Origin of the sequence: Chryseobacterium capnotolerans, assembly GCF_021278965.1 — a bacterium.
In the GTDB taxonomy this organism is placed as follows: domain Bacteria; phylum Bacteroidota; class Bacteroidia; order Flavobacteriales; family Weeksellaceae; genus Chryseobacterium; species Chryseobacterium capnotolerans.
Genome location: NZ_CP065589.1, coordinates 5,231,912 through 5,248,957, shown reverse-complemented (window position 1 = coordinate 5,248,957; position 17,046 = coordinate 5,231,912). Strand labels below are relative to the sequence as shown.

15 protein-coding genes and 1 riboswitch are annotated in these 17,046 nt (G+C 36.0%); of the genes, 5 read left to right on the top strand and 10 right to left on the bottom strand.

Going from position 1 to position 17,046, the window contains the following annotated elements; all coding sequences use genetic code 11:
* Window positions 1-246: 246 nt before the first annotated feature.
* From H5J24_RS24985 to H5J24_RS24975, 3 genes are all read left to right on the top strand, one after another.
* Window positions 247-2,514: an aconitate hydratase gene (locus H5J24_RS24985; protein WP_068939199.1), complete on the top strand. Its 2,268-nt coding sequence runs from the start codon at window positions 247-249 to the stop codon at window positions 2,512-2,514.
* Window positions 2,515-2,903: 389 nt separating this feature from the next.
* A complete protein-coding gene (locus H5J24_RS24980; RefSeq protein WP_068939197.1) occupies window positions 2,904-3,971 on the top strand; it encodes a helix-turn-helix domain-containing protein in 1,068 nt (355 codons plus the stop codon).
* A gap of 279 nt (window positions 3,972-4,250) precedes the next feature.
* Complete coding sequence (locus tag H5J24_RS24975) at window positions 4,251-4,679, top strand: nuclear transport factor 2 family protein (protein ID WP_082810958.1); 429 nt, start codon at window positions 4,251-4,253, stop codon at window positions 4,677-4,679.
* Between the two features lie 91 nt (window positions 4,680-4,770).
* Here H5J24_RS24975 and H5J24_RS24970 read toward each other — a convergent pair whose 3' ends face one another.
* Both H5J24_RS24970 and H5J24_RS24965 read right to left on the bottom strand, forming a co-directional pair.
* Window positions 4,771-5,445, bottom strand: a complete 675-nt coding sequence (locus H5J24_RS24970) for a LytR/AlgR family response regulator transcription factor (RefSeq protein WP_068939193.1) — start codon at window positions 5,443-5,445, stop codon at window positions 4,771-4,773.
* Between the two features lie 128 nt (window positions 5,446-5,573).
* Window positions 5,574-6,443, bottom strand: coding sequence for a sensor histidine kinase (locus H5J24_RS24965; protein ID WP_232815935.1), 870 nt, complete (start codon window positions 6,441-6,443; stop codon window positions 5,574-5,576).
* Between the two features lie 193 nt (window positions 6,444-6,636).
* Between H5J24_RS24965 and H5J24_RS24960 the strand changes: the two genes are divergently transcribed.
* Complete coding sequence (locus tag H5J24_RS24960) at window positions 6,637-7,476, top strand: DUF5694 domain-containing protein (RefSeq protein ID WP_068939189.1); 840 nt, start codon at window positions 6,637-6,639, stop codon at window positions 7,474-7,476.
* A 68-nt stretch (window positions 7,477-7,544) separates the two neighbouring features.
* Window positions 7,545-9,773, top strand: coding sequence for an outer membrane beta-barrel family protein (locus H5J24_RS24955; RefSeq protein WP_068939187.1), 2,229 nt, complete (start codon window positions 7,545-7,547; stop codon window positions 9,771-9,773).
* 198 nt (window positions 9,774-9,971) lie between these two features.
* On the opposite strand, the gene H5J24_RS24950 is transcribed toward H5J24_RS24955, so the two are convergent.
* From H5J24_RS24950 to H5J24_RS24915, 8 genes are all read right to left on the bottom strand, one after another.
* Window positions 9,972-10,679, bottom strand: a complete 708-nt coding sequence (locus tag H5J24_RS24950; protein ID WP_068939185.1) for a HesA/MoeB/ThiF family protein — start codon at window positions 10,677-10,679, stop codon at window positions 9,972-9,974.
* 15 nt (window positions 10,680-10,694) lie between these two features.
* Window positions 10,695-11,813 (bottom strand): 2-iminoacetate synthase ThiH, encoded by a 1,119-nt coding sequence (gene thiH / locus H5J24_RS24945; protein ID WP_068939183.1) that lies wholly within the window; start codon window positions 11,811-11,813, stop codon window positions 10,695-10,697.
* A gap of 11 nt (window positions 11,814-11,824) precedes the next feature.
* Entirely contained in the window at window positions 11,825-12,601 is a 777-nt protein-coding gene (locus tag H5J24_RS24940; protein ID WP_066695711.1) for a thiazole synthase, read from the bottom strand.
* Window positions 12,594-13,214 carry a thiamine phosphate synthase gene (gene thiE / locus H5J24_RS24935; protein WP_068939181.1) on the bottom strand — a complete coding sequence of 207 codons (621 nt, stop codon included), beginning with the start codon at window positions 13,212-13,214 and terminating at the stop codon, window positions 12,594-12,596. The genes H5J24_RS24940 and thiE overlap by 8 nt, the downstream gene beginning before the upstream one ends.
* Window positions 13,215-13,306: 92 nt before the next feature.
* Complete coding sequence (locus H5J24_RS24930; RefSeq protein ID WP_068939179.1) at window positions 13,307-13,894, bottom strand: thiamine phosphate synthase; 588 nt, start codon at window positions 13,892-13,894, stop codon at window positions 13,307-13,309.
* Window positions 13,891-15,702 (bottom strand): phosphomethylpyrimidine synthase ThiC, encoded by a 1,812-nt coding sequence (thiC, locus tag H5J24_RS24925; RefSeq protein WP_068939177.1) that lies wholly within the window; start codon window positions 15,700-15,702, stop codon window positions 13,891-13,893. Before thiC ends, H5J24_RS24930 begins: the two co-directional genes overlap by 4 nt.
* A gap of 24 nt (window positions 15,703-15,726) precedes the next feature.
* Window positions 15,727-15,801 (bottom strand): ubiquitin family protein, encoded by a 75-nt coding sequence (locus H5J24_RS24920; protein ID WP_232816401.1) that lies wholly within the window; start codon window positions 15,799-15,801, stop codon window positions 15,727-15,729.
* Window positions 15,802-15,989: 188 nt separating this feature from the next.
* A riboswitch (TPP riboswitch) is annotated at window positions 15,990-16,085 on the bottom strand.
* A gap of 105 nt (window positions 16,086-16,190) precedes the next feature.
* Complete coding sequence (locus H5J24_RS24915; RefSeq protein ID WP_141395604.1) at window positions 16,191-17,033, bottom strand: hypothetical protein; 843 nt, start codon at window positions 17,031-17,033, stop codon at window positions 16,191-16,193.
* Between the last annotated feature and the right edge of the window lie 13 nt (window positions 17,034-17,046).

Below are 17,046 nucleotides of genomic sequence, written 5' to 3'. Positions count from 1 at the left end.
AAAATCTTCCATTTTTTGTTTAGAATCGTTCTATTTTACTTTAAATACGATTTTTTTCTGAGAAAATGAAGAAAATAGAATCTATTTTTTCTTAAATTGAAAGTTATAAAATCTCTTGATTTTAGAATCAAAACAGCCCTATTAATGGATTATAGGAATGTTTTTTGATGTATAAAAAACGATTTTTCTCTTTTAAAATATCAGAGAAAGAAACAATAACGGAAAAAGAACAAAACTAAATACGATATGACTTTTGATATTGATATGATCAAAAAAGTGTATGAGCGTTACCCTGAAAGAATTGCTGCGGCAAGACAAATCGTGGGAAAACCTCTTACCCTTTCAGAAAAAATTCTTTACACCCACCTTTGGGAAGGAAATGCTACACAAGCACATGAAAGAGGAAACTCTTATGTAGATTTTGCACCGGACAGAGTAGCTATGCAGGATGCCACAGCGCAAATGGCGCTTTTACAGTTCATGCAGGCAGGAAAAACTAAAGTAGCTGTTCCTTCAACAGCTCACGCGGATCACCTGATTCAGGCGAAAGTAGGTGCTGATAAAGATTTACAGGAAGGTATTAACAAAAACTCTGAGGTGTTCAACTTCTTAAGTTCTGTATGTGATAAATACGGGATCGGATTCTGGAAACCCGGAGCAGGGATCATTCACCAGGTTGTATTGGAAAACTATGCTTTCCCTGGAGGTATGATGATTGGTACTGACTCTCACACCGTAAACGCTGGCGGACTAGGAATGGTTGCCATTGGTGTAGGAGGTGCGGATGCAGTAGATGTAATGGCAGGAATGGCTTGGGAGCTTAAAATGCCTAAGCTTATCGGGGTTAAATTAACCGGTAAAATGAACGGATGGACTTCTGCTAAAGACGTTATCCTAAAAGTGGCAGGAATTCTTACTGTAAAAGGAGGAACAGGATGTATCGTAGAATACTTCGGTGAGGGTGCTGAATCTCTTTCTGCTACAGGTAAAGGTACTATCTGTAACATGGGTGCTGAAATCGGAGCTACGACTTCTACTTTTGGTTATGATGATTCAATGAGAAGATACCTGGCTGCTACAGGAAGACAGGATGTAGTAGATGCAGCTGATAAAATTGCTGAACACTTAACGGGTGATGCTGAGGTATATGCCAACCCTGAACAATATTTCGACCAATTAATCGAAATCAATCTTTCTGAACTGACTCCGCACTTAAACGGACCTTTCACTCCGGATTTAGCGACTCCAGTCGCTGAATTCAGAGCTAAAGCTGAAGCAAATGGATGGCCTCTAGAAGTAGAATGGGCCCTGATTGGTTCTTGTACCAACTCTTCGTATGAAGATTTATCAAGAGCAGCTTCAATTGTAGAGGATGCCGTATCCAAAGGAGTGAAACCTAAAGCTATTTTAGGAATTAACCCAGGTTCTGAGCAGGTAAAATTCACAGCAGAAAGAGACGGTTTCTTAGATTCATTCAGAAAGTTTGAAAACGCAAGAATCTTTACCAATGCTTGTGGACCTTGTATCGGGCAATGGGACAGAGAAGGAGCTGAAAAAGGAGAGAAAAACTCTATCATTCACTCTTTCAACAGAAACTTTGCAAAAAGAGCTGACGGTAACCCTAATACCCATGCATTCGTAGCTTCTCCGGAAATGGTAGCTGCTGTGGCTATTTCAGGTAGATTAGACTTCAACCCGATTACAGATACTTTAACGAACGAAGCTGGTGAACAGGTAAGACTTGACGAGCCTAAAGGATATGAACTTCCTGCAAAAGGATTTGCTGTAGATGACAACGGTTATCAGGCTCCTTCTGAGGATGGATCTAAAGTGGTTGTTAATGTAAGCCCTACTTCAGACAGACTTCAGTTATTAGAAGAATTCCCGGCTTGGGACGGTAAAAATATTACAGGAGCGAAAGTATTGATCAAAGCTTTTGGAAAATGTACTACTGACCACATTTCTATGGCAGGACCATGGTTGAAATACAGAGGCCACTTAGACAATATTTCCAACAACATGTTAATTGGAGCTGTAAACGCTTATAACATGGAAACCAACCACGTTAAGAATGAATTAACGGGTGAATATGGTGAAGTTCCGGCTGTACAGAGAGCTTATAAAGCTGCAGGCGTTCCAACCATTGTTGTAGGAGACCAAAACTATGGGGAAGGTTCTTCAAGAGAGCACGCTGCTATGGAGCCTAGACACCTTGGTGTAAAAGCGGTATTGGTAAAATCATTCGCGAGAATCCACGAAACCAACCTTAAAAAACAAGGAATGTTAGGAATCACTTTCGCTAATGAGGCTGATTATGACAAAATTCAGGAAGATGATACGGTTAATTTCTTAGATCTTGATCAGTTTGCTTCAGGAAAACAACTGACTTTAGAGTTCGTTCACAAAGACGGAACTAAAGATATCATCATGGCCAACCATACTTATAACGATCAACAGATTGATTGGTTCAAAGCTGGTTCTGCCCTGAACTTGATTAAACAACAAGAGAAATAAGAATTGATTCTTAACTCTATTAATTATAAAAAGACGGCTTCTCTTGAAGTCGTCTTTTTGTTTTCATTACCATAAAATTGTAATAACCATTTAGTTTATATATTTTATAATCAACAGAATTTATTAATAAAATTGCTATAAAAAACCAATAGGATCGGATTTTAGTCCGCTTTCAAAATCAATAGGGTTTGAATACTCTGTTCTATACTATTTTAGGTTATCCAGAACAATATATCCTTCTGATACGGCTCTATTCCCAATAGTTTTTAATACTAATCCATAATACTGCTGTCTTGATGGTACTGAAAAAAAAATTTAATAAAAATGAACCTATAAAAATGGAAACCAGAAATTAGTATTTTTACGCTAAGTAATAAATTTATAAACAAATGACCTTCGGACAACAATTATTATTCTTCTTTAGTGCGTTAGGAGCTTTCAACGGGCTTCTGTTAGGGGTTTATCTATTGTTTGTAAAAAAGCAGAAAGATCTGTCTCATTTGTTTTTAGGGCTGCTTTTACTTATGCTGAGTATTCGGATCGGAAAATCAGTTTTTATATATTTTGATCGTGATCTTCCGAAAATCTACCTTCAAATAGGTTTGTCAGCATGTCTTCTGATAGGTCCTGCATTATATTATTATATCCGCTCATTGGAAATTCCCAACAAGTCTGATCTACAGAGCTGGAAATATGTATTCGGAATTCTTACAGGAATAATCGTTATAGGTGGATATTTTATTTCATATGCTGAATTTCCTTATTTATGGAACCATTATATAGTACAACTCATTTATATTGTATGGGCATTGTTCATTATATGGGCAGGATATGAATATGTAAAATATATTAAAAATAAACAATGGGCATCTCAAACCAATATCTCTTCTATATATTTCAGTAATGTAATTATTTTTTTGGCCTATCTGTTTTTTTTAATAGGTTGGATAAAAGGAGCATATATTGCAGGAAGTATTACTTTTTCATTTTTATTGTATCTCAACTTTTTATTCTTTTTCAATAGGAAAAATGAAGTTACAGCGAAAAATGAAAAAATAAATAAATATGCTAATAAAAAAATCCCAAAAGCACAGGCAGATAATTTTGTTTCAAAACTGGCAAATTTAATGGAAGCCGAAGAGCTTTATAAGGATCCAGATCTAAAACTGAGTAATCTGGCATCTAAAATGAATATCTCCTCCCACCAACTTTCTCAGCTGCTCAACGACAACCTGGGAAAAAGCTTTTCTGTATATATTAATGAGTATAGGATCAATGAAGCTTGTGAAAGAATACTCAACAGCACTAATCTTAAAATTGAAGAGATAGGGTATGAAGTTGGGTTCAATTCCAAATCTACTTTTTTCACTACTTTCAAAAAAATAAAAAATACAACACCTCTCCTGTACCGTGAGGCTTTTCAGGGAAATGAGGAGATTCATTGTAAACTATCATAATGCTATATTCCGGTTTCCAATAAGTCTTATTTTATAATTCTGCACTTCTGAATTTCAATTTCAGGACCTTTTTTATGTAATTGTCTTATACTTTTGGCTTCATAAAAATTAATTTATGAGGTTAGCGAGCTTGTCTAAAATTCATAATTTATTTTTTGTTTATCACATAGATCCATCTCCAAAGTCTATAGTCTAGATATTTTTTTGTAAAAAAGGATAATCTCATGCTCAATTTAGAATTTCAATAAGATGTAAACAAACTCTAAAAATTAAATAAAAATGAAAAAACAAAACCTGATTTTCGTATTAACGCTTTTTTGCTTTATGAATCTTTATGCTCAAAACAATGCTCAAAACAATGCTCAAAACTCAATAAGAGAAACGATAGAAATGTACTTTGACGGCTGGAAAAAAGGAGACACCCTGAAGGTGGGAAAAGCAATGCACAGTACATGCAAACTTAAAAACCTAAAAGAAGATAAAGTAATTGTCTTTGACAGGAAAACCTATTTAAGCGGATTTAAGCCTAAAACCACCTTCGAAAAAATAGAGTCTAAAATATTGAGCCTTGATATCACCGGAAATATAGCCGCTGCAAAATGTGAGATAAAAACAGCGAAATATATTTTCACAGATTATTTTAACCTCATGTATACAGAAGGCAGATGGTACATTGTTGATAAAATTTCGACGAGAAAAGAGATTTGATGTGAAATGTTTAAAGAGAGTAATTTCAAGGCATTTAAACCTTATAGGCTTTAAAAACTTATAAGGTTTGGTTTCATTGAATCCTGTTCTTTTATTTCAGCCTATCCAGTAAATTAGCTCTATAGCTATCTCCTATTGGGATTTCATACTCTGGCAGCACCAGCTTTTTAGCTCCGATACTTTTGACCTTATCCAGATTAACGATAAAAGATTTATGAATTCTTACAAACTTTTCAGATAGCTGATTTTCCATAGACTTAAGTGTATCCAGAACGATATATTCTTCTTCGGAAGTCCGGATATTCACATAGTCTTTGATACTTTCAATATAAAGGATTTCATTAAAATTGATGCGATGCTGCTGCCCTGATGATTTAACGAAGAAATGAGCATCTTCTTCCTGGAAAGAAAACCTTTCCTGTGCCTTTAGTGTACTTTTCAGAAACCGTTCAAAGGATATGGGTTTCAGAAGATAATCAACAATATTATGCTCATATCCTTCCAATGCATATTCTGAATAGGCCGTTGTTAAAATATATTTTTGTTTGGCCCCTACAATCTTCATAAAATTGATTCCTGTAAGTTCAGGCATCTGAATATCCAGAAAGATAAGATCTGAATCATTGTTCTGAATATATTCTAATGCCTCAATTGGGTTTTCTATGGAAAAAACCAGTTCAAGAAAAGGAATTTTCTGTACATACTGTTCAAGAAGCGAAATAGCCAAAGGTTCGTCATCAACGATGATACATTTTATCTTATTCATCCCGTAAATCAATTTTTAAATCTACAACAAACTCAATTTCTGACTCTATGATCTTCAGCTCGTGCTTAGGATAAAGTATTTCCAGCCTTTTTTCACATTCTGAATACCAATTCCCGAACCTGAGTCTTTCATTTTATCTTTTTAAAATTTAAAAGGTAAAAATGTAATACTTTATTCTGATCGGAAATTTTCAGTTCAAATCCTTTGCCCCGAAGATCTCCATGTTTAAAGGTATTTTCAACAAATGGCACCAAAAGCATGGGGGAAATATTCAGATGAGGATACTGAATATTTTTTTCCACAAGAATAAGTTCCGGATTTCTGAGTCTCAACTTTTCCAGCTCAATTAAACTATCGATGTAGCCAATCTCTTTATCCAGAGAAATACAATCTTTTTCAAGATCTTTTGTACTGTATCTCAATAATTGTCCAAGTTCTTCAATGGCAGGTAATGCTTTCTCCGACTTCTGATACACCAATGAATAAATATTATTTAATGTATTGAAGATAAAATGGGGATTGATCTGGGTTTTTAAAGCTTTCAGTTCTGCATTTTTCTTTTCTTCCATAAGCTGAAGTCTTTCTGCATCAAGCGAGGAATATATTTTAAATAAACAGAAAACGGTACTGATAAATATAGACGTTACACTATTATAAATATTATCAAAAAAATAATATCCAAAATTAGTTCCTTCAGGATAGTTGCTTATTCCTCCAAAATAAGGCAGCAAAACCTCATCTGTAAAATATCGTATCACCACAAAACAGGTAACACTTATGGAAAAACCTATAATGGTTTTATAAAGTTTTTTAATATCAAAAAATTGGGGAACAATAATGAAAAAGTTAAAGTAAAAGCAAATTAAGCTGGTCAGCAGATAAGTGAATTTAAACTCAATATGTTGTATATCATACACAAAATAAGGAACAATAATTGTCCCTACCAAAAACATAGCCCAATAAAAAATATGGAGAAAAATCAGTTGTCTTTGTTTCATAACACAAAAATAATTTTTCTGACGTATCCAGTACCTTATTTTCGATAAACCCGGCAATTTTATCGATGAAAATAAATTCAAAGGATAAATGATCCGCTTTGTCTAAAGACTATTTTGAGAGAAAGCTACCAACAATACCTTTGCTTAAGAAAAGAACTCGATCATTATAATTATTCATTAAAAAACAAAAACCATGAAAACCATTATTTATATTTTCTTGCTTTGCCTTCCAATTTTTATTTTAGCACAAAAACAACCTTCAGAGTATTTCAAAAATCCCAAAACTAAGGTATTGGTGGTAGGGTCTTTTCATTTCGATTATCCCAATCTGGATGCTATCAAAATAAAAAAAGAAGACCAAATTGATGTTCTATCTCCTAAAACAGCTCAGGAAGTGACGGAGCTCGTAGAATACATCAAAAAATTCAAACCCACAAAAATTGCTATTGAGGCATGGCCGGAATGGAATGCCAATGAGAAGCTGAAAGAGTACAATAAAGGAAAATACAGGGATCAAAGGGATGAGCGTTATCAACTGGCTATCCGTATTGCCAGTGAAATGAAGATCAATGAAATTTCCAGTATTGATGCGGGATCTATTTGGGAGGAACTTCAGGAAAGATTTGGTAAAACAGATTCTTCATTTTTCAAAAAAATCTCGCAGGATTACGATTTTAAAAATGAAGACCCGGTTGCACAGCAATTTGTTACCTTCTTTAAAAATTCTGATCGTAAGAACTTCTCTTCACTACTGAAAACATTTCAGTATATGAACAGTAAGGAAAGTCATCTTTACGGATATGGAGCTTATCTGAGCGGAGATTTTAAGCTAAGAGCCCATGATGGTGCAGATATGCTTGCGCTGTATTGGTATGACCGAAATCTAAGAATGTTCCGCAATATCCAGAATATTTCTCACGCTGCGGAAGACAGAATCCTTGTCATTGCCGGAAATGGCCATGCCGCAGTATTACGACAATTTTTCACCTATTCAGCGGAATATGATTTCGTAGAGTTCTCATCTTTGAAATAATAAAATCTTCTGGGTACCTGTAACAAAATTTCTTTTTTAGCGTCTAACCGGATAGTAGTAAAAACATTATGAAAAAAACTCTATTCGCTATATCGCTGGTAAGCTCTGTATTTGCTTTTTCTCAGGAAAAAAATAATAACAGCACCAAAGAAAAACAAATTGACGGCATTGTTATCACCAAAACTAAAAAAGCCGTTGAACAAAAAGCAGACCGTACTGTTTTTGATTTTTCTGAACAACCTCAGCTTAATAACGGAAATGTTCTGGAAGGAGTTAAAAAGCTTCCGGGACTTGTCGCTACAGACATTGCCGGAATGATGTACCAGGGAAAAATGCTGGAAGTATTTCTTAACGGAAGACCTTTAAACATTACTTCTAATGATCTGACAGCTTTCCTGGAGGGGATGCCTGCCAATTCTGTAGAAAGAATTGAAATCATTACCCAACCGGGAGCTGAATTTCCTGCGACTTCGGGAGGTGCAATCATGAATATCATCACCAACAAAAACGCTAATAAATATTTAACGGCCACCTATTCGGGAAATTATTCCTTCACGAATTATGATCAATATAGAAGCAGAACGACTAATTCCGTGAATTTAAATGCTAGAAATAAATATTTCGGTTGGCAATTGAACGTAGGGCAAAATTACCGTGAAAGCATGCTGAATGGTCAGCAAGATGAGCTTTTAACAAGTCATACAGACAGGTATGCACGTGGATATTTTGCAAAATCAGGATTAAGTTTTGATTTAGGTCAGGACAGATTATTATTAAACTACGATATATATCACAATAATAATGACAATTACACTTTAAGTGATGGACATGGAGATTTACCTTTCAAGAGAAATCCGGCGGATTTAAAAGAAGCGTTTTATACCTCTTCAGATGTTGCCCATACCAATACTTTGAGACAGGAGGCAGTGGTAACCTATCAGAAACGTTTTGGGGACAAATCTCAAAAACTTGATTTCCAATTTGGCTACACCAGATCAGACAACAAGTTTTCTCAGGATAATTACTTTCAGGATGGAATATTTGTAACTGAACCTACTGTACCTCTTGATAGCCCTACTAATGGTTTAAAAGATATTCTGAATAATAAATCGGTAATGAATATCGCCAATTTCAAAGTAGACTATGCACAGCCCATCAAGCTTCTGGATGGTGGAAAAGTAAGCTTTGGGGGATTGTATGAGAAACAGAATTATGATACAGAAAGTTTTGGTTTAACCAATCTTGAATACCAGAGACAAACCGCTTCTACTTATCTTGAATTTCAGGCAAAACTGAAAAAATTTGATTTCACATTGGGAACCCGTGCTGAAAACTATGATATTTCAGGAGTAACAAGGTATATTAAAGATAAAAAACTGATAGAGGATAATTTACTTCCTTTCAATAAGTTTAAATTCTTCCCGAATGCCAGTGTACAATACAGCATGATGAATCAGGTTTATATTGCCGCAAACTATAACCGAAAAATCAGCTTACCTAGTATTTCTGCCCTGAACCCGAATAATGTAACGTTCTCCGGACCCAGTACAGAAGTAAACGGTAACCCGAATCTACAGCCTACGATCTTTGATAACTATGAAATAAAAGTATCGGCATTTGATTATGCATTTATCGGGTATAGTGTAAGTTCAGCAAGCAACCAGGTAGCTCAGATTATCAGAAAAGACGGAAGAAAACTCTTCAATGAGCAGATTAATATCTCTAATATGAGAATCCATAATTTCAATATTGGACTTCCTGTTCCGTTTCAGATTTTTACCAAGTCTATAGGTGAGATTATGAAGTCGAACTTCAATCCTGACAAAATGAATTTTATGTACATTTATGCAGGATATCAGAAACATGACATTGACAACCTGAACAATAAAGGATTCTGGATCTTCAATATTATGACTCAGATTATTTTACCTAAAGATATCAAACTAACGGCTAATTATAGTTATCTGACCCCAAAAGCAGGATATTTCTACTTTACTGCAGAGAAGCCATTCAACAATTCGCTTGATCTGACGCTCACAAAGAAATTTATGAACAACCGTCTTACGCTTTCAGTTTTTGCCAATGATATTTTCAACGGACAGATGATGCAGGTACGTTCTAATCCACCATCTGGAACACCGGTAATGATCAGCAGTAAATATGACACAAGAAACTTTGGAATCTCTATCAATTATAAAATTCCTACCAAGAATAAATTGGCGAAAGAGGATCCAAATATCCTAAACCAAACCAAGAAAGAAGATAACGGCGGAGTTATGCAGCAAGGACAGCAATAGATTTAAATGATTAATAACCAAAAATGAGGCAGTAATTCTATCACTGCCTCATTTTTATTTCTATTGATTTATAATAATGAAAATTATATCTCACGCAGATTTAGCTGATAATGCAGATTTTTTTCGTCATAGAATGATAGCATATCCCCATTAAGATCTGTGAAATCTGTGTGATCTGCGAGAAAAGATCTAACCCCTTTAGAAATCTAACGTTTGAAATCTCCAGCTCAGTGTATCAATTAATGTTAACTGATTAAGATTTACAGGCAGCTCTGCTATGATTTTTAAGGTTTGAAGCGCCATCATACTTCCTACAATCCCTGGCAAAGCGCCTAGAACACCTAAACTATCACAATCTGGCATCTCTTCATCAAAAGGAGCTTCAGGGAATATACCCCGTAGATTTTTACTTCCATGATGATTGAATATAGCCACCTGCCCTGAAAATCCTAAAATACTTCCATAAACCAAGGTCTTGCCTAATGCTACACAGGTATCATTCACCAGATATCTTGTCGAGAAATTATCTGAACCATCTACAATAATATCATATTGGGAAAGGATTTCCGAAATATTGGAGGCATCAATTTTTTGCTCAATTCCCATTACGTTTACCTGATGATTAAGGCTATTCACAAACTTTTCAGCACTTTTGGTTTTCAATGTTCCCACTTCATTTTCGTTATGAATAATCTGGCGGTTCAGATTATGAAGCTCTACATGATCAAAATCGGCAATACCTATAGTGCCAACTCCTGCAGCTGCCAAATACTGAATCACAGGACTTCCTAACCCTCCAGCACCTATAACAAGCACTTTCGAAGCCATTATCTTTTTTTGTCCTTCCAGTCCTATTTCATCAATAAAGATCTGGCGGCTGTATCTTTTAAAGATATCCTCTTTCATTCTGAACTATATTATTTAAGCACCACTATAAACAGAATCCCAATCCTTCATTACCGGATCATATCCTGATTGTTTAATCATAGTTTTAATATCCTCCATGCTTCTTTCATCACTCGTTTCAAACTGTTCCAGGGACTCTTTATCTACAGCATATCCACCCGGATTGGTTTTTGAACCTGCACTCATTGTTGTGGCTCCCAGCGCTACAATATGATTTCTGAAATTTTCATTTTCTCTTGTGGAAATTGATATTTCAAGATCTTCGTTCCAGATTCTATAAGCACAGATCAGTTGCAGCAAATCTTTATCTTCCATGATAAAATTAGGTTCAATGATCCCTTCTGCCGGCCTCAGTCGTGGAAATGACACTGAAAATTTGCTTTTCCAGTACTGTTTTTGTAGATAATCGATGTGAAGAGCATTGAAAAAGCTGTCTATACGCCAATCTTCCAGCCCAAGCAGTACTCCCAGTCCCATTTTATGAATTCCAGCCCTGCCAATTCTGTCAGGTGTATCCAAGCGGAAATGGAAATTGGATTTTTTACCTTTCGGGTGATATTCTTTATATACCTCCTGATGATAAGTTTCCTGATATACCAATACCGAATGTACACCTTCTTCATGGAGAAGTTTATACTCATCCTCTTCTAAGGGCTGTACTTCAATGGAAATATTAGAGAAATTAGACCTCAGTAAACGAACGGCATTCTGAAAATAAGGAACTCCTACTATTTTATTGGCCTCACCACTCACCAGTAGAACATGATTGACTCCCATTGATTTTAAAACAGTACTTTCAATCATCAATTCAGAGTCTGAAAGTGTTTTTCTCCTAAGGTTATTATCAAGACTGAACCCGCAGTAAGTACAGATATTCTGGCATTCATTACTAAGATACAGTGGAGCATACAGTTGAATGGTCTTCCCGAAACGTTTCTGGGTGAGTGCTCTTGTCATATTAGCCATCAATTCCAGCTCCTGTGAAGCCGCTGGTGAAAGCAGATTCAGAAAGTCATCCAATGTTCTGTTTCTCTTTTGGAGACTGTTTCGAACTTCAGATAGGGTTACTTTTTCAAGTCTGGTTTTTACTTCATCCCATTGATATTGCTCGAAAACCTCCTTAAAACTATTCATGATTCTGATTTTTATTCAAACAAAAACGAAGTTAGCGGGCTTGATGCTTCAGCATGGTTGGCTATGGCTCCCAAACCTGATTCAAAAGCTCTTCTTCCGGCAATCACCCCTTCTTTAAAAGCAACAGCCATATTCACCGGGTTTCTGGCAACAGCAATCGCAGTATTCACCAAAACGGCATCTGCTCCCATCTCCATTGCTTTTGCAGCATCTGACGGTGCTCCTATTCCTGCATCTACAACCACTGGAACGTTACTTTGACTGATGATAATTTCTAAGAAATCTAATGTTCTCAACCCTTTATTAGTTCCGATAGGCGCTCCTAAAGGCATTACTACTGCTGTCCCTGCATCTTCAAGACGTTTGCATAAAACCGGATCGGCATGGATGTAAGGCATCACCACAAAACCTAATTTTGCCAGTTCTTCCGTGGCATACAGCGTTTCAATAGGATCGGGTAATAAATATTTAGGATCCGGATGAATTTCAAGCTTTACCCAGTTGGTTTCCAAGGCTTCTCTGGCTAATTGTGCTGCCAATACCGCCTCTTTTGCTGTTCTAGCCCCCGAAGTATTGGGTAAAAGATGAACATTCGTTCCTTTTAATGAATCCAGTAAGTCGTCTTCGGCTGATTGAGCATCAATTCTCTTTAAAGCCATCGTCACCATATTGGATTCTGAAGCAACAACAGAGGCTGCCATATCTTCAAGACTTCCGAATTTTCCTGTTCCTAAAAACAATCTCGATTCAAAGGTTCTGTCTGCTATTATTAATTTTTGGTTATGCATATATCATTGCTTTTTTAAATTCATTAATGATGGCTGGCTGGTTGGTAATCTGGCCTGAAACCGCTACTCCATAAATTCCGATCTGCTGTAATGCCTGAATGTCTTCAAGATCCACTCCACCAATGGCAAATATTTTAGGAATCGTCATTCCTTTTCCAAGAATCTGATCTATAATTTCCTGATAGCCTTCAAATCCAAGAATAGGGCTGAGCTTTTCTTTTGTAGAGGTAAATCTTAATGGCCCTAAGCCAATATAGTCACATGATTCGTTCATTCTTTGAATTACATCTGAAATCGTATTAGCTGTTCCGCCAATGATTTTACTCTCACCTAAAATAATTCTTGCTTCTTCAGTAGAACCATCACTTAATCCTAAGTGAACCCCATCAGCATCTATAATTTTCGCTAATTGAACATTATCATTGATGATACAAATTGACTGATATTCTGAACAAAGCTGCTTTGACACTTCACAAAGACTCATTAATTCATTTTCAGGCGCATTTTTCCAACGAATCTGCACCCATTTTATTCCGTTATCTAAAGCTTTTCGGATATTCTGCTCCTGTTCCTGTTTTGTACTTCCCTGTGAGATGTATTGTAATTTTTCCATATAGACTATGAATGTGTTCCCAATAAAGAGGGATTGCTTTTTTAAAATTATTCTCTATATAATTCTCCTTTTATACAACCGGTTTCCAGACTTCACCTTTTGTTTATTTTCCTGCATTTTCTAAAAACAGATAAAGGTTCATCACTTTCCCAAACCGCTCCTAATAAAGCCACACCATCTACTCCAAGATCAAAGACTTCCTGAATACGATCTGCATCAATTCCTCCTAAGGCAACCAGTTTTACATCGGGATTATTTCTTTGTTTCAAGCTTTCAATCACTGTTGAATCAATTCCGTATCCTTTTTTCGAAATACTTGGAAAGAATGGGCTTATGAAAGCATATTCCCATTCTTTTTCCAAAGCATTAAAAGTGGTAATATCATGGACAGAGGTTGAAATTGTATTTCCATTCATAAAAGGTTTATATTTTCTCTCCTTTCGGTCTTCTTCTCTAAAGTGAAATCTTGAAATGCCATAGTCTTTTCCAAGGTCATAATGACTGTGCAGTACCAATTTTTCATAAAACTGTTCATCAATACTGCTGATAAAACCATTCATTTCTTCTAGGCTGATCCACGGTTTTCTGATATGAAGCAGATCCAGCCCATCGTGAAACATCTGATTGATGATCGCTAATTCATTAGGAACTGAGCTTTCAGGTGTGATGACGAGAATCATATATAAATTTCCTTTCCTTTTTCTATAAACTCCTGTGATTTATCAAACATTCCCTGCTCTGCGGATTCACGGATTTCCTGAGTGATCTTCATAGAACAGAATTTTGGTCCGCACATAGAACAGAAATGAGCAATTTTAGCTCCATCAGCAGGAAGCGTTTCATCGTGATAAGCTCTTGCCGTATCCGGATCTAATGAAAGATTGAACTGGTCTTCCCATCTGAATTCAAATCTTGCTTTACTTAATGCGTTATCTCTGTATTGTGCGCCTGGATGTCCTTTTGCTAAATCTGCAGCGTGGGCAGCTAATTTGTAAGTAATCACTCCCACTTTTACATCGTCTTTGTTCGGAAGTCCTAAATGTTCTTTTGGGGTTACATAGCAAAGCATTGCACATCCGAACCATCCGATCATCGCTGCTCCAATTCCTGAAGTAATATGATCATACCCTGGTGCAATGTCTGTGGTTAAAGGTCCCAGGGTATAGAAAGGAGCTTCATCACATACTTCCAATTGTTTTTCCATATTTTCTTTGATCATGTGCATCGGAACGTGACCTGGCCCTTCAATCATTACCTGTACATTGTGTTTCCATGCAATTTTTGTCAGTTCACCTAAGGTTTCCAATTCTGCAAACTGAGCTGCGTCATTAGCATCAGCAATAGAACCAGGACGTAAACCATCTCCTAAAGAGAAAGCTACATCGTACTTCTTCATGATCTCGCAAATCTCTTCAAAATGTGTGTATAAAAAGTTTTCTTTATGATGATACAAACACCATTTTGCCATAATAGAGCCTCCTCTGGATACAATTCCTGTTACTCTGTTCGCTGTCAGATGAATATATCTTAATAAAACTCCGGCATGAATGGTAAAATAAGAAACGCCCTGTTCTGCCTGTTCTATCAGTGTATCTTTAAAAACTTCCCAGGTTAAATCTTCCGGTACTCCTTTTACTTTCTCCAATGCCTGATAAATAGGAACTGTACCGATTGGAACCGGGCTGTTTCTGATAATCCACTCTCTCGTCTCGTGGATGTTTTTTCCTGTGGAAAGATCCATAATGGTATCTGCTCCCCATCGGCAAGCCCAAACAGCTTTCTCTACTTCTTCATCAATACTTGATGACACTGCACTGTTCCCGATATTGGCATTGATTTTCACCAAGAAGTTTCTTCCAATAATCATCGGCTCACTTTCCGGGTGATTGATGTTATTTGGAATGATGGCTCTTCCAGCCGCAATTTCGTCTCTTACAAACTCCGGAGTGATCTTACTTTTAGGAGTATTAGCGCCAAAGCTATTTCCAATATGCTGGCAGGCCATTTCTTTCGGAACCGACTGCAATTGTTCTATTCTTTGATTTTCCCTGATGGCGATATATTCCATTTCAGGAGTAATGATGCCTTGCTTCGCATAATAAAGTTGAGTAAGCTCTTTTCCTTCCTGAGCCACTTTAGGTTTATGATCGTAGGAAAAGCGCAATGCATCAAGTTTAGGATCTGCCAGACGTGCTTTTCCATATTCTGAAGTGATTCCATCCAAAATCACAACATCTTCTCTGTCCAGAATCCATTGTTCTCTTATCCTAGGAAGTCCCTTTTGAATATCAATTGTTGCATTTTCATCGGTGTAAGGACCGGAAGTATCATAGATGGTTACCGGAGCATTTTCTTCAAAATTTCCATTGCTGAGTTTGGTAGGACTAAGCTTTATTTCACGCATTGCTACATTGATAGGATGAATTTTTCCTTCAATATAAATTTTCTTTGAGTTCGGAAATGGCGAACATGTAATTGAATGAGCCATAAATATGGGTATTAAGTATGAGAATTATCCGCCCTGAGTGGCAGTAATGATTAAAATAGAATCGTTGTTATTAAGGGATGTTTCCGCCCAGGCAGACAGCGGAATAATGCGATTGTTGAGGGCTACGGCAATACCTTTCTTTTTCCGGGTAATTCCATAGCCAATAATGCTTCCAGACTCTCAGGAAGTATATCAAATGTTTTTCGGGTGTGGTTGATTATAAGTTCCATTCCTAATGATTTACATATACTTTAGGAATGGCCATTATTGTACAATAGAATGTACAGCAAAAGTCATCTACTTTTCCCTACGCTGGTATGATCCAGATCAGGTTCAAAGGGTAAAGTCTCAGTCTGTAAAAACAGACACCCCTAAAGTGTGGGACGAAGTTAGTTATTTTTTGAGAATGGGCAAAATCAAATTTTACAGAAACAAGAAATCCATCTCAACTTTGGAGATGGATCTTATTGATATTTATTCAAAATGCTTTAATAGAAAAGCTTTAAGCTGCCATTGGTATTATATTGATTAGTCCAATTTGATTGATTCAGAAAAAATTCGGAGCTATAAGGTTTATACTCTTTTGAAATTCTTCTCTGAGGATTATTTTTTGATAATGAAAGGTAAAAATAATCTTCAAAAATTCCCAAATTCTTAAATGGATTTTGTGCAGAATCAAAATTATCAAATGTAATTTCGTTCGTAATGTATGCATCAACATTATTATGCTTTTCAGTTTTAGTTGCCTTTTCTAAATTTCCTGAATTATTATAAATAAACTTTTCTACGTACGTCAAAATATAATCTTGTGCGTCAGTTGGATCGTATGGAGCGTTAGGATATTGAGTTAAGATCTCAATTAACTTTCCTGAAGCGTCATAAGTATAGGTCAAAGACTTATCCATGTATGAATTATTAACCTCTGGAATAACTAATTTAATAACTCTACCTTGATGATCAAATTCAAACCTTCTTTCCTTCAATTGAACATTGAAACTAGGGTCAGAGCTATAATTTTTCATAATTGCTGTATTTCCTGTATACGTTATCATTGTATACACTGATTTTGAATAAGCATAAGAAAACCCCGTACTTCCAGAAAGTTCCAACTTCCCCCCTACTTTTTTACTAACTCTTCCCTGAGAATCATATTCGAAAATATAATTTTGTTCCAATTCATTAAACACAGGTGATAAAACAGGATAATTCCACGAGATTTTGCTAGTACTTTCAGTAACCGTCTGTTGTGAATTATCAATAGGTATTTCATCATTGTCTGAACAAGATGCCATAACCAGCAATGTGGCTAATAAAAGTGATTTGAATTTCATGTTATAGTTTATG